This window comes from Candidatus Dedyshia acidiphila, assembly GCF_051025295.1.
In the GTDB taxonomy this organism is placed as follows: Bacteria; Acidobacteriota; Terriglobia; order Terriglobales; family Acidobacteriaceae; genus KBS-83.
The window spans coordinates 26,400-40,302 of record NZ_JBMGJV010000003.1; the positions used below are offsets into that span (position 1 = coordinate 26,400).

Genomic DNA, 13,903 nt, shown 5'->3' on the forward strand with positions numbered 1-13,903 from the left:
AGATGATGCCAGAGCTGACCAGTGCTGCCGTTCCCGCAACACCTCCTCCGCCCCCGGTGCTCGTCGGTCGCGCATCGACGCTCACAGGACGACGCCGTGCAGCCATTCTTTTGATGGCGCTCGGCGAAGACGTGGCGCGGCCCGTCCTCCAGGAGCTTCCTGAAGCGATGATCGAGCTGGTCGCGGCAGAAATCACTGCGCTGGACCAGATTCCCCCTGAGCTGACCAACAGCGTGCTCGAGGACTTTGAAGAGCTGCTCCGATCACAGCAGCAGAATCTGCGCGGCGGCATGGCCTCCGCCAACCGACTGCTCACGGGCGCCCTCGGCTCCTCGCGCGCAGATGCGGTCATGCTGCAACTGCAGCGCGCCAAGGAGGCGAATGACAGCAATCTCGCGATGCTGCAGCGCGTTGACCCTGCACAGTTGAGCAAGTCGCTCGAGAACGAACATCCGCAGACGGTTGCGCTGGTACTGGCGCACCTCGACCTGCAGCGCGGATCGCAGGTGCTCAGCTCGCTTGGGGAAGAGCAGCGCGTCGCCGCGGTGCAGCGGCTGGCTGAAATGCGCCACTTCTCGCCCGAAGTTGCACAGCGGGTGGCACGCATTCTGAACCAGCAGCTGCAGACCGTCGGTGATGCTCAGAAGCGTTCCTACTCTGGTTACAAAGCGGTGGCCGACCTGCTGAACGGGCTCGAAGCCGAGGCGTCAAAGAAGATCCTTGACCGGGTCGAGATGGAGTCTCCGGAGACGGCGATTCACGTCCGCAACCTGATGTTCACGTTTGAAGACCTGCTCAATGTGCCGGGCGCAAGCGTGCGCGATCTGGTGGCCAGCATCGACCGGCGTCAGCTTGCGCTCGCCATGAAAGGGACCAAGGACGAGCTGCGGGCACATATTTACAAGGCTATGTCCACGAGGGCTGCCGAGATGCTGCAGGAAGAGATCGAAGTCATGGGCCCAGTCCGCTCGCGCGAAGTCATGCAGGCGCAGCAGAGCATTCTCGCCAGCGCGCGCCGCATGGAGGCAGCCGGACAGATCATCCTTAAGCTCGAACAGGGCGACAGCCTGATGGTCTGACGCAGCTCGACCGATCGCGCATAGCGGAACAAAAGGGAAGAGGCGCACGAGATGGACGCAGAAATCCGACGCATGACCTACGCAAGCAAGCCCCCGATGAACAAGCTCCCCCCGGGGCTCGCCTCACTGTTCGGACAGTCCCCGGTCACTCGCATTCGGTATGACGGGTCGGTCAACACACCGACCTCGCCAATAGGCGCCGTTCCCGCGCCCACGCATGTGCTGCTTGAGGCCCGTATCGCAGAACTTGAGGCAGCGCAGGCCTCTCTCGAATTCCGGCACGCAGAAGCACTGCGGGATGCCGAGGCCGCAGCCTCCCATGTATTGCACCGCGCGCTTGCTGAACAGAAAGCGTTGCTTGACGGCGAATGGGCCTCGCAAACGCAGGCAAGTCTCGCGGCCTTCGAGCAGGCTCGCACGGAGTATTTTGCGCAGGCCGAAGCGGCTGTCGTCCGGCTGGCGTTGGCCATCGCCCGCCAGATCATTCATCGCGAGTCGCAGGTCGATCCGCTGCTGTTGCGCGGCGCCGTGCGCGTAGCGCTCGAAGATGCGCAGGGTGGTACGACCTGCGTGCTCGAGGTTGCTGCGCATCGCCAGGCCCTCTGGCAGGACTGGATTAACAAAGACGGGCAGCTGCGCGCAGAGGTGCGCGGCGTCGAAGGCGTCCCCGACGATCACTGCCGCGTCATGCTCGGATTGAGCCAGGCTGACCTGAGCACCGAGGCGCAGCTGGCCGAGATCGAGCGTGGCTTCTTTGATCTGCTGCGCAAGCCCGCCGGAGCGCGGGCGACGGAGCCTGCGTGATCGGGGACCTCTCCGCATTGGTTGGCGCATGCGAGGGCTATCTCGGACGTGAGAGTGCGTGGCACTGGACCGGCACAGTCGTGAACGCGGCCGGTCAGAGCCTGGAGTGCGCCGGTCCGGTCGCCTCGGTTGGTCATGGCTGCGAAATCCTCGACAGTAGCGGTCAACGCTACGCCGGCGAGGTGATCGGCTTTCGCGGAGAGCGCGTGCTGGTCATGCCGCTGGACGCGATCGACGGCGTCCGACATGGCGATGTGGTCGTGGGCTTGGGCCGACCGCCGGAGTTTCCCACTGGTCCCGCCCTCATCGGACGTGTGCTCGATGGAAGCGGCCGCCCGCTGGACGACCTCGGGCCGCTGCCTGCTTCCTGCTACGCTCCCGTGCATCGTCCGCCGCCAGCACCCAGCGATCGTGTTCCGATACGCGATCCGCTTGCCACCGGCGTGCGCGCCATCGATGGCATGCTCACTGTTGGGCGCGGTCAGCGCATCGGTATCTTTGGCGGATCCGGCGTGGGCAAGAGCACGCTCATCGGCATGATGACGCGCTACACCAGCGCGGACATTATCGTCGTCGGCCTCGTGGGCGAGCGTGGCCGCGAGGTCGCAGAATTTCTTGAGGACGCGCTGGGAGAGGAGGGACGACGCCGTTCTGTTGTCATCGTCTCGACCTCCGACCAGTCGCCTCTGCTGCGAATGCGCGCTGCGCTGGCGGCGACCACTGTCGCCGAAGGTTTCGCAGCCGAGGGCAAGGATGTTCTGCTCATCCTCGACTCGCTGACTCGGTACGCGATGTCCGCACGCGATGTCGGCCTTGCTGCCGGGGAGCCGCCCACCGCAAAGGGCTACACCCCATCTGTCTTCAACCGATTGGCGAAGCTGGTCGAGCGTGCCGGTCGATTCCAGCAGGGCAGCATCACTGCGTTCTACACCGTTCTCATGGAGGGTGACGATCAGCAGGATCCGATCGTCGACTCTGTGCGCTCCTTCGTCGATGGGCATGTCATGCTTTCGCGCGCGCTTGCCGCGGAGGGTTGGTATCCACCCATCCACGTGCTCGATTCCATCAGCCGGTTGATGCCGGCCATTGCCTCGGCCGAGCAACTGGACGCGGCCGCTCAGCTGCGTCGCGCGATGGCGGTCTACGATCGTGCCTCTGACCTGATCCGCATCGGTGCCTACCGCGCTGGCACAGATCCAGAGCTGGATCGCGTGATCGCTCTGCAACCAGCGATACGGCAGCTGATGACGCAACGTGCGACCGAGCGATCCTCGATCGAGCAGTCCGTAGAGGAGATGCTGCAGGTGACTACTTCGTGAGCACGAGCCGGTCTCTTCGCAGACTTCTCGCTCTCCGCGTGCTCGAACACGAGCGGCAGGAAGCGATCCTGCTGACCAAGCGCCAGCGACGGCAGCTCTGCTCCGACGCGATCGCACGCCTCGATCACGAGGATGCAGCAGCAGCCCAGGCGCGCTTTGACGGGCTTGCAGTGGGCGATGCCTGGCAGGCGCTGGCTTCGGAGATGGTGCTCGCCTGCTCGTCTTGGAAGGGCTTGCGCCTTGCGCAGGAGATGGAGCGACATGAGCAGGATGTGGCTGCTGCGGTCCAGGCCTATCAGCAGGCGCGGAACGAGATGCGGCAGGTCGAGACAGCCTGGCATGAGAGCCGTCGACGCGACGCGCAGGAGGCAGTCCGGCGCGAACAGAAGCTGGCGAATGAGTGGTATCTCGCTGCGTTACTCCGACGTCGGCCAGAGTCCTCCGATGAAGATCAGAGCCTTCCAAGAATTACAGCCGCTGCTGCCGCAGAGAATGGTGTTTCGAATGCTTCAGGACATATTGCATGAACTCGAGCGCTCCCATCACCGCATCCGCGGCACCTTTGCAAACAGCCGCTCCCGCGCGACCGCACCCCGGTGATTTTCTGGGTGCGATCCAGGCGTTGCTGATCGCGAATGGGCAGCACACCGTGGCTCAGACCACATCCGGAAGCGCCGCGCTTGAGCTGCGCCCCGATGTCCAGAACCCACATGCGCCCGATCAGCCTGCCAGCGCAGTCCCTGCGCAGCTGCGAACCAAGCCGGTGCCCTTGCAGGAAGCGGCAGGGGCACCCGAGCCGCGCCTCCTGACGACGGCAACCGACGCACTTGCGTCACTGCGGAAGCCGGTAGAGCAGGCCGCACTGTCGGAGCCGCGCGCCACGGACGGGAAGGCACACTCCAGCAACACCACGAAAACCTCCAGTGCTGGAACGAAGCCCGGATCCGGAGCTCGTTTGCAGGCGTCGGCTGTCCTCGCGCCTGAAATGCAGCTCGGCACGGCGCTCCATCAATACACGGCTTTGACTTCGACTCCTCTGATTGTTCCAGCGGCCTCCGCTCAACCGCAGCAGCCTGCGGGCTCGCCTTCTGCCTCCATGAACTCTCCGGACAGCAGCTCGGGGCAAGCGCATCAATCGGGCTTGTCTTCACTGCGTTCCTCCGTAGGAGTCGGCACTCTGCTCAAAACGAGCGCGGGTCTGGCGCAACCGTTGTCAACAGCACCGCCACAGCGTGGGGACGCAGCAGCGCCCTCCATGACACGCGAAGGAGGCCTGCTTTACCGGCCAGGTGCGGCCCCCGTTCTCACCGCTGCATTGGGTACGAGCGCATCAGCGTTGATCGAACACGCCAGGTCGGTAGCGGCTCCAGAGGGTCTGGACGGGGTCGCTGCGCCGAGCTCCACGCAAGTCACAGGCGCGGTTACCAATCAATCATCGGGCAGGGCGGACGCAGGTGGCAGTCTCGCGCAAGGCCTGCTTGCCCAGCACGATCTCCCGCCGGTTGCGGCGTCGTTCCCGATGGATGCGCGGGTGGCGCGAAGCTCCGTTTCGGGTGGATCGGCACGTCGCTTCGTCTCGAACCTTGCTATGAAAGCGGATGCACGTCATGCTTCGCAGCCACCCGCATCCGCAGCCACCCCTGGGGCTGTCCCGGCTGTTCCGGCGAGTGGGCCGGGGCCGCGCGTGACTCCGGCACTACTGCCGCCAGGTCACTCCGCTATGCCGAACGCCGTAGCAATGCCAAGACTGGGCGGAGCCCCGGCAAGCTTCGAGAGCGCGAATGCTGCTGGCGTGGCGCAGAGCGAGGGACCAGCTGGCAATCGGCTCGCCTCGGAGTTAGTTATGCCGTCCGATCTGCCCACAGCGACTTCGCCAGCGCACGTTCTCGAACGGCTGGACCAGGCAGCCCCGGCCGAGCCGCTGCAGCTTCACAGCGACGCCCGCCATCTTGCTGTGGGGGTGGAGTCCGGCTCGCTCGGTTGGGTTGAGGTGCATGCCGTCACCAACGCTGCGGGTCACGTCGAAGCCACCATTCAGACGCAGACCGATGCCGCGGCTCGCGAGGTAGCTTCTCAAACCAGTGATGTGCTCGCGTATGCGCGGGAGCACGCAAGCACACTGAGCCAGCTATCCGTCGACGTGGGGCAGCAGAACGAGGCCCCCCCGCGGGAAAGAGAGGCTCGTGTGCCCATGGAACACGGGATTGGCGACAAAGGAGGAGCAATTGCGCTTACTTCTGAGAGCAATCTGTCCCTTGGTCGCCCAGATTCGCTGATAAGCATCCTTGCCTGACCTCGCCGCGCTCTATGGGGGCCAGATCAGCGACAAACGTAACAACTTTGGTTACAATGAGGAGGGAGTTCATGCAGATTCCAGGCAAGATCCCGGCCGGTGTTGCGGCGCAGGATGCAGCAGCAAACAGCAGTTCGCAAAGCAGCGGCACCATCACTGCAAACGACTTCCTGGCCTTGCTCGTGACTGAGCTGAAGAATCAGGATCCTACGGCGCAGACTGACCCAAACGCCTACGTCAATCAACTGGTCCAGGTGAACAGCCTGCAGCAGCTGATCCAAATCAACCAGAAGACCACGGAGAGTGGCGCGAGTTCCGGAACCTCCGGCAGCTAGTCGCACCGCACTGTGAAACCGCAACACGCCGCGCTTGCGGCCAGGAGGCGTCATGCCATCTTTCTCGACAGCCCTGACCGGGCTTGAGTCCAATAACACCGCGCTGAATACCATCGCGAACAACCTCGCGAATATGAGCACCGTCGGTTACAAGGATCAGACCGATCAGTTCAGCACCCTCTTTTACCAGCAGCTCAACCAGTCGGCCAGCGGCAGCGTGCAAGTGGGTGTCGGTACGCAGATCGCGCAGACCACCACCAACTTCGCCGAGGGCGGTCTCACGAGCACCGGCCAGGCGACGGACATGGCAATCCAGGGGAACGGCTTCTTCCTCGTCAACCAGAATGGGCGGCAGGAGCTGACCCGTGCCGGCGACTTCTCCCTCGATAAGAATGGAGCTCTGCAGACGACGAGCGGCGCTTCCGTGCTGGGCTATCCCGGCGTGAACGGCAGTATCTCGATTGCCGGCGGCGTGCAGCCAATCATGGTGCCGTTGGGCGGAACACTTGCGGCACGGCAGACGGGCAACATGAACATCCAGGCGAATCTGGATGCCTCCACGGCGGTCGGCACAGCGGTGCCGGCGCCGGTCACGCTCTATGACTCGCTGGGCGCCGCACACCAAGCCACGGTCACATTCACCAAGACGGCGCAGAATACATGGAATTACCAGGTCGCGTTACCGGCAGGCGACGCGACCGGCGCGACTCCGAATAGCAGCGGTACGCTGACGTTCGACGGCAATGGAAACCTGACCAGCCCGGCGACCCCCATCACCAACATCGGTTTCACAGGGCTCAACGACGGTGCGCTGAATATGAACTTCTCCTGGAACCTCAGTGGATCTGCCGGCGCAAGTTCAGTCACGCAGACCGCGTCAGCATCGAACGTGGCCAGCACGAGCCAGGATGGCTTTTCGAGCGGTAGCTACCAGAGCTTCAGCGTCGGCAACGACGGCGTTGTTGAAGCGAGTTACAGCAACGGACAGCGGCAGATGATTGGGCAGCTTGCCATTGGTACGGTGGCAAATGTTCAAGGTCTTGAGGCGACAAACGGAACTGCCTACCTCGCCACGCTCGCATCTGGAGATGTTGTCGTCGGTACGCCGGGAACGGCGGGCCGTGGGCTCATCGAAGGGGGAGCGCTCGAGTCTTCGAACGTTGACGTCTCGTCCGAGTTTTCTGCCCTGATCGTCGCGCAGCGCGCGTTCGAAGCGAACTCGAAGACGGTGACAACCTTCGACCAGGCGACCCAGGAAGCGATCAACATGATCCACTAACGTTTCATGAGAAGACCACTGCGGCCCGGCGCGACCAGCCGGGCCGCCGGCTTTGTGGCAAGCCGGCTGCGCAGGTGTCGCTGGGGTGCACGCTCCACGACTCAAGCTGCTGCTATGCCGTGCTCTCGGCTCAGTGGGCCTATCGGCCGTGCTTGTCACGATTTGCGCTTGTGCTGCCTCGTTGGGTGAGGGCACTTTGAACGCCGGATGTAGAATCCTCTGAACAACCCCGGCATGAGCAGCGAAACAGCACCGTTTTCCCCCGAGCCTGGCAGCACATTCGAGAAGGCCATCGACGTCTGCCCCTCCGGCGTTGTCGCTCATCCTCAGGCTTGCCCGATGGGGATTCCGACAGTCTCATGACCAAGTCTGCGCCTGCCAGGTTTTCGACCGCCACCTCTGTTCTGTTGGATGTGCTGCGACTCAGTTCAGCGATCATGATTGCGATCGCGCACCTGACACAGCCTATGTTTTCGGTGGGCTGGCCGAATCTGACGGATGACGGCAAACCGGCGCTGGTGATGCTCTTTCTGCTCTCCGGGCTGGTGATCCGCTATGTGACCGTTCTGCGCCGTGGACGCATGACGGATTTTTGGGTGGACCGCATCTCGCGCGTCTACTCGGTCGTCCTTCCCGCCCTTCTCTTCACGATTGTTGCGTCTTACGTGGCGCTCTGGGTCAATCCGGCCTACTACATCGCTCATTGGGGAACCAATGATCATCCTTTCAGACGGGTGATCATGAATCTCTTGTTCCTCGCGCAATCCTGGAATCTGACGATCTCGGCATTCTCGAACGATCCGTTCTGGACGCTCTCGTACGAAGTCTTCTACTACGTGTTCTATGCGGTTGGCCTGTACCTCGCCGGCACACGGCGCGTGTTCTGGTTGATTGTCACCGCGGTGCTCGCGGGGCAGCACATTCTGCTGCTTCTACCGTTGTGGCTGATCGGGTGCGCCATGCAGGATGCGTACCAGCGTCTGCGGCGCAGTTCGTTGTCGCTGACGCAGTTGAACCTTCGTTTCCTGGGCAGCGGCATCGCCGGCGCGATCCTGACTCTGCTGCTCGTCCGAGCCCTGCTCTGGGCGAAGCAACCGGTCACGCTCTTTTTCTGGGCTCACCATCATGCGCCGGCCAATCTTCACTGGGCCTACATCTACTACATCGAAGGTGTGCCACTCGTGTTCGGGCTGTTGTGGCTGATGCTGCTGCTCGAGCATGTCAGCTTGGCGGAAAAGGCGCGCTGGGTTGGCTGGGTGCGACTGCTTTCTGAGGCGACGTTTCCGCTTTACCTGCTGCATTTCCCAATGTTTGTGCTGATCACGGCCCTGTTCCCCGGCCATCAGGCCAGCGTGCCATTCAAGCTCGGCATGCTCGTCACCTGCATCGGGATCTCAGCGCTGCTCGCCCGGCCCACCGTGCAGTTCAAGAACTACCTGCGCGATCAGTTGCGCCGCTATGTCTTTCACGCGCCACTGGTGCCCGCGACGCCGCGGCTCGAAACGGCGAAAGCAAAGTAGACGCTTCTATTTGTCTCCCTCCGGTCTGCCCCATACAATCACTGCGTGGCCCAGGGAACGTTGACGCAGCCCATGAGTGAACAGCCGGAGCAGACCGTCCCGGTGACCACGCCCGAGCCGAGCTCGGACGCGTGGCGCAGAACCGAACTCGCGCGGCATGCGCAGCGGCCCTTTCCCATGGATTTCATCCGCATGATCTTCACCGATTTGAGCGAGATCCACGGCGACCGCAACTTTGCCGACGATCCAGCCATGCAGTGCAGCATGGCGCGCTTCCACGGTCAGGAGGTGCTGGTCATCTCGAATGTGAAGGGTCGGAACGTAAAGGACAACGTCAAGGTCAACTTCGGGCTGCCCAATCCCGAGGGATACCGCAAGGCACTCCGCGTGATGCGTATCGCTGAGAAGTTTGGCCGTCCGATCTTCACCTTTATCGACCTGCTCGGCGCAAACCCCGGTCTTGGCGCGGAAGAGCGCGGCCAGGGTGAGGCCATCGCCCGCAACCTGCTCGAGATGTCCCGGCTCTCCGTTCCGACGATTGCCACGGTCACCGGGGAAGGCGGCTCGGGCGGTGCACTTGCGCTTGCCGTGGCCGATCGCGTGCTCATGCTCGAGAACGCGGTCTACTCGGTCATCTCGCCTGAGGGCTGTGCTTCGATCATGTGGCGCGATGCAGGGAAGCGCGCGAAGGCCGCGGAGGCGCTCAAGACCACGGCTCACGATGTGAAGGCGATGGGCTGCGTCGACGACATCGTGCCGGAGCCGCCCGGCGGCGCGCATCTCGATCCGGAAGAGGCTTCGCGCATGCTCGACGAGAAGCTGAGCTTCCACCTCCGCGAACTGGAGAGCCTCTCCGGGGAAGCACGTCTTGCCGCCCGTCGCGAGAAGTTCCGCAACATCGCGCAGTTCTACACGTCCTAGTCACACGAAGCAACGCATCGCCCCTCCGCCGGCTTACGGACCACGCTTGGCCACTTCGCAGACCATCCCGTCGACGCACCCCTCGCGCCTGCGCTCGCTCTCCGTCTTCATCGTCGCGCTGATGTATGCGTTCTTCGCGGAGATCGTGGCCCACCACGCTGCGAATGGGCTCAGCTCCGGCGATTGGGTTCCGCTGCTCGATCGCGTGATCGCCCTCTTCCTGCTCATCATTGGCTTCAGCGGCCTGCGGATGCTTTACACCTCCCGCCTCGCCACAGGAGCCGATCGCCGCACGAGCATGACCGATGCTGTCGGCCTGGTCGCGCGTCCTGGTGCGGGGCGCGAGTTCGGTGTCGGCTCGGCGGTCGGCTGGGCGCTGCTGCTCATCACCATCCTGCCTTCGGTGTTCATCGGCGGCCTCGGCGCGAGCGTCTGGACCGCCCCCCATCAATGGTTCCTGCTGTTTCTTGATGTACTGGTGCTGGCCGCGGCCGTCCTCGCGCAGGAGCTCATCTTCCGCGGCTATCCCTTCCAGCGTCTCGTCGACGCGGCCGGGACCACGCTGGCCACCGTGCTGATCTCGATCTTCTTCGTCATCGTGCACTATGAGCCTGGCATGCCCCATGCGGCGGTGTTCTCGCTGTTCTTGCTCAGTGTCATCCTCTGCATCGGCTACTTGCGGACACGTGCTCTCTGGCTGCCTTGGGGACTGCACTTCGCGTGGAACGCCGCAGCCGGTCCGCTGTTCGGGCTGCCGATCACGGGCTACCGTACGTTTGCGCGCGGCTTCTCGCCGGTTGTGCAGAGTCTGCCCTCCGGTCCGGATGCGTTGACCGGTGGCGACTATGGGCCCGAGGGCAGTGTGATCGCGGTCTTCGTCCTGTGCTTCGGCCTTTGGCTGATTCTCCGGGTGACGCGCGAGTATGCCCATCGCTATGCCTTCGCGGAGATCGTGCCCGGTGGTATCCCGGTCGACATCGACGGGATCGCGCGGCGTCAGCACGAGGCTGCCATGGGTCCGGTGGAGCCCGCGGCTCCCCGGCTTATCCAGATTGCGCCGCCATCCGGCGCGCCGCTGTCGAGACCCGGCGAGATATCGTCCGCGGCTCCGGAGCGCAGGGACGCGGGCGACACATACGAGCCGCCGCAACGGACGACCGGCACCTCGGAATAAGCGGCTGGAAGCCATGTCCTGAAGCGGGCATCCTGACGCAAGGATGGGCCCCAGGGCAGTGCAACCTACTTGCCTTTTGACCACCTCCTATCGTTTTGCCGGCCCAACACTCACTCTCTCTTGTCAGGGATGGCGTGACTGGCGCATCATTTCCCCAGTTGAGAGGTCCCCCGATGCGAGTCCGCCTCGGTTCCCGCAGAGCCATCTGGCCGGCCGTCTGGCTGGCAGGCAGCATGATTTCAGTCGTCGGCGGTTCGCCGCTGCTGGCACAGACACAGGTGTTCGTCGTCCAGACGGAGCACCAGGACAACATCCCCCCATTCCACCCAACCAGTGTGAAGCTGGACGACCGCAAGCTGACGCCGCGCGCGCACCGGGAGCTGCTTACCGCGTTTATCGCGGAGCAGGGCTTCGCCCGCCGGCCCATGCCGCTGGACCCGCACGGCCTGACCCTCGAGGCCAACGGCGACTTGAAGCCGGACGGGGTCAACTACGAGGAGATGCTGCAACGCAAGGGCATCAGCTCGAAGGCCGGCGACCGCATGATCATTACGGATATGAAGATCGAGGCGAACAGGATCGTCTTCGACTTCAATGGCGGTCCGGACCACAAGCACAAGTACCTGCGCCACGTTTCGCTCGGGGCGGGCGGCGCCAATATGCCCGTGGTGCGTGATGACGGGCAGGAGCCGGTTGGCTCACGGCTGACGCTGGTCTTCAAAGGTGCGGTGCCGGAGATGACCGCGGATCAGGTGCGCTCGCTGATTCAGCCGGTGATGGACTTCAACGTGAAGACGCCGCTCGAGGCGTACGTCGACACCTTACCGCCACTGCTCAAGGAAGCCATCCTGCAGCACCGCGTGCTGGTCGGTATGGACCGCAAGATGGTGACCTACGCTCTCGGCCAGCCGCACAGCAAGGTGCGCGAGTCGAGAAACGGTGTGCAGTTCGAGGAGTGGATCTTTGGCGAGGCGCCACAGCCGACCCAGTTCGTGCGCTTCGAAGGCACGCGCGTCGTCCAGGTGGAGGTCGGTGCGGTCGGCGGTGATCTGGTCGTCCGCAATCAGGACGAAACCAACGGCTACACACCGGATGGAGAGATACACGAAGTGAAGCTGGGCGACGCCGCGCCGACTGCGACCGAAGGCGATGCGGCGCGGCACAAGGCGCCGTCCCTGCGGCTACCCGGGGAGACACTGCCCGGAAGCCAGCAGCCGGTACTGGCACCGGCCGGCCAGCCGATTGATCGTCCGCAACCGCTACCCGGACCTCCCGGATCGGCGCCTGCCACACCGCCGTCAGGGGGGTCGCCAACGGGTCACTGAGGCACGCGCGAGGTCATGTACACTAGACCGAGCGGCGTGCCGCCTCTCTGCATTACCCCACATCAGCCATCGCGCCAGTGTCTCTGAAGCCTGCGTCCGCGGCTCGAGATGGGCGCGGGCATGAGGCAGGCCGGCACCAGATCAGCTCGAGGAGTCACAAGGAACCATGGCGAAGATCGCAAAGACAGCAGATCGCAAGAAGGTGATGGATACGTCCAAGAGCACGGACTGTCCCAAGTGCAGCAAGCCGACGCGCATCGTAAAGCGCGTGAAGGACCGCGAGCGCGGCGTGCCCGGCGGAGTGTACATCTCCTGCTCGGCATGCGATTTCTACGAGAAGCTCTAAGCCCTTCGAGCGATCACCCGAAACCCCAGAGCCCGGCCACAGCCGGGCTTTTTCACCCCAGAGCCCGGCCATGAGCCGGGCTTTGCTATGTGCTCGCGATGAACGTGCTGCGGCTTTCGGCCGTACGGATCTCTTCAAGGATGGCGTCAACCGCGGCGCGCGGATCAGACGCCGCCGTGATCGGCCGGCCCACGACCAGCATGTCGGCACCGCCACTGAGCGCGGATGCGGGCGTCGCGATGCGCTTCTGATCGTCGCCCTCGGTGCCAGCCGGCCGGATGCCTGGCGTCACCAGCAGTGCCTCGGGCAGTGCTGCGCGCAACGCGCCAGCTTCCTGCGGTGAGCACACCATGCCGGCCATCCCGCACTCCGTCGCGAGGCGGCCAAGGCGCAGAACCTGCTCTGCCGGTGTCGCGCAGACGCCGATGTCGTCCAGCGAAGCACCATCAAGGCTGGTCAGGACGGTGACCGCGAGCAGACGCGGCGGTCTCGTCAGTGAGGCTGCGGCATCTCGCGCGGCCGTCATCATGGCGCGGCCGCCGCTTGCATGCAAGGTCAGCAGGTCGGGCTCCATGCGGCTGATCGAGCGGATCGCGCCCGCCACGGTGTTCGGAATGTCGTGGAGCTTCAGGTCCAGAAACACCGAGCAGCCGCGATCCTTGAGTTGGCGGACGACCCGATCTCCTGCGGCAAGATAGAGTTCCAGCCCCACCTTGAACCAGCGCACGCGGCTCTCGAGGCGGCTCGCCAGAGCGAGCGCGGAGTGCGCGTCAGGCATGTCCAGTGCGACAATCAGCGGGTCCGTGGTGGTCATCTCCACCATCGTAAGCCCGCTGATCGGGAGCGCTGCGCTTTTCTTGAAGGGAAGGACTACAGGCCCGGACGGGTCAGGACAGCCACTTCTTCGCTCGACGGCTTGGCGTCCACCAGGTCGATGCGCACACGCGCGGTGCCCTTGGCGCTGAAGCCGAGGCGCTTGGCGGCTGCATAAGAAAGATCGACGACGCGCGTCGAGACCATGGGACCGCGATCATTCACCCGCAGCAGCAGCGAGCGGTGGTTGTGCAGGTTGGTGATCCGCACCAGCGAGCCCAGCGGCAGCGTGCGGTGCGCGCAGGTCATGGCGTTCATATCGTAGGGCTCGCCATTCGCCGTCGGCATTCCCTGCAGGGCGTGTCCGTACCAGGAAGCGCGGCCGAACTGGAACCAGTGCTGGCGCTGCTGAGACTGTTGCGGCGTGGCGGGTGCGGCAGCCGACGCATGCACAGCCTGACCGGTGCGTTCCGTCGTCATCAGGAACGCGGCACAAAGGATCGTCGCGGCGGCGACGGGAAATCGTAGCGATCGATTCGTATTGAGAGGGACAGTGCTCATAATCAGCAGCCTCCATTGTAAGGAGATGGATGCACCTAAGGCAAACAAAAGAGGCCTGTTATTCGCCTCCGATCAGTTGCAAAGGGGAACGGAGTGTGTTACTCCCGTTCCGCTGATTCGCATATTCCTGCTGG

The 13,903-nt window shown here is 63.8% G+C and carries 14 protein-coding genes; 12 read left to right on the top strand and 2 right to left on the bottom strand.

The annotated features are described in order from the left end of the window. Positions 1 to 5: 5 nt before the first annotated feature. The 12 genes from fliG (at position 6) to AC5IJH_RS02020 (ending at position 12,395) form a co-directional block, all read left to right on the top strand. A complete protein-coding gene (gene fliG, locus AC5IJH_RS01965; protein WP_491901114.1) occupies positions 6 to 1,079 on the top strand; it encodes a flagellar motor switch protein FliG in 1,074 nt (357 codons plus the stop codon). Between the two features lie 51 nt (positions 1,080 to 1,130). Continuing rightward, positions 1,131 to 1,883, top strand: coding sequence for a FliH/SctL family protein (locus AC5IJH_RS01970; RefSeq protein WP_491901115.1), 753 nt, complete (start codon positions 1,131 to 1,133; stop codon positions 1,881 to 1,883). Continuing rightward, a complete protein-coding gene (locus AC5IJH_RS01975) occupies positions 1,880 to 3,202 on the top strand; it encodes a FliI/YscN family ATPase (protein ID WP_491901116.1) in 1,323 nt (440 codons plus the stop codon). Before AC5IJH_RS01970 ends, AC5IJH_RS01975 begins: the two co-directional genes overlap by 4 nt. Positions 3,203 to 3,240: 38 nt before the next feature. Then, positions 3,241 to 3,729 (top strand): hypothetical protein, encoded by a 489-nt coding sequence (locus AC5IJH_RS01980; RefSeq protein ID WP_491901117.1) that lies wholly within the window; start codon positions 3,241 to 3,243, stop codon positions 3,727 to 3,729. Positions 3,730 to 4,922: 1,193 nt separating this feature from the next. After that, entirely contained in the window at positions 4,923 to 5,495 is a 573-nt protein-coding gene (locus AC5IJH_RS01985; protein WP_491901118.1) for a hypothetical protein, read from the top strand. Positions 5,496 to 5,566: 71 nt separating this feature from the next. Beyond that, positions 5,567 to 5,830, top strand: a complete 264-nt coding sequence (locus tag AC5IJH_RS01990) for a flagellar hook capping FlgD N-terminal domain-containing protein (RefSeq protein ID WP_491901119.1) — start codon at positions 5,567 to 5,569, stop codon at positions 5,828 to 5,830. A 52-nt stretch (positions 5,831 to 5,882) separates the two neighbouring features. After that, positions 5,883 to 7,109 carry a flagellar hook protein FlgE gene (locus tag AC5IJH_RS01995; protein WP_491901120.1) on the top strand — a complete coding sequence of 409 codons (1,227 nt, stop codon included), beginning with the start codon at positions 5,883 to 5,885 and terminating at the stop codon, positions 7,107 to 7,109. A gap of 359 nt (positions 7,110 to 7,468) precedes the next feature. Beyond that, entirely contained in the window at positions 7,469 to 8,629 is a 1,161-nt protein-coding gene (locus AC5IJH_RS02000) for an acyltransferase family protein (RefSeq protein ID WP_491901121.1), read from the top strand. 72 nt (positions 8,630 to 8,701) lie between these two features. Beyond that, positions 8,702 to 9,550, top strand: coding sequence for an acetyl-CoA carboxylase carboxyltransferase subunit alpha (locus tag AC5IJH_RS02005; RefSeq protein WP_491901234.1), 849 nt, complete (start codon positions 8,702 to 8,704; stop codon positions 9,548 to 9,550). A 46-nt stretch (positions 9,551 to 9,596) separates the two neighbouring features. Then, positions 9,597 to 10,724 carry a CPBP family intramembrane glutamic endopeptidase gene (locus tag AC5IJH_RS02010; RefSeq protein ID WP_491901122.1) on the top strand — a complete coding sequence of 376 codons (1,128 nt, stop codon included), beginning with the start codon at positions 9,597 to 9,599 and terminating at the stop codon, positions 10,722 to 10,724. Positions 10,725 to 10,957: 233 nt separating this feature from the next. Next, complete coding sequence (locus tag AC5IJH_RS02015) at positions 10,958 to 12,049, top strand: hypothetical protein (RefSeq protein WP_491901123.1); 1,092 nt, start codon at positions 10,958 to 10,960, stop codon at positions 12,047 to 12,049. Between the two features lie 166 nt (positions 12,050 to 12,215). Next, positions 12,216 to 12,395 carry an Rcat domain-containing protein gene (locus tag AC5IJH_RS02020; protein WP_131991811.1) on the top strand — a complete coding sequence of 60 codons (180 nt, stop codon included), beginning with the start codon at positions 12,216 to 12,218 and terminating at the stop codon, positions 12,393 to 12,395. 85 nt (positions 12,396 to 12,480) lie between these two features. Here the strand turns inward: AC5IJH_RS02020 and pyrF are convergent, their stop codons facing one another. Further along, positions 12,481 to 13,209, bottom strand: a complete 729-nt coding sequence (gene pyrF, locus AC5IJH_RS02025) for an orotidine-5'-phosphate decarboxylase (protein WP_491901124.1) — start codon at positions 13,207 to 13,209, stop codon at positions 12,481 to 12,483. Between the two features lie 56 nt (positions 13,210 to 13,265). Then, positions 13,266 to 13,769: a septal ring lytic transglycosylase RlpA family protein gene (locus tag AC5IJH_RS02030; protein WP_491901125.1), complete on the bottom strand. Its 504-nt coding sequence runs from the start codon at positions 13,767 to 13,769 to the stop codon at positions 13,266 to 13,268. Positions 13,770 to 13,903: the final 134 nt, after the last annotated feature.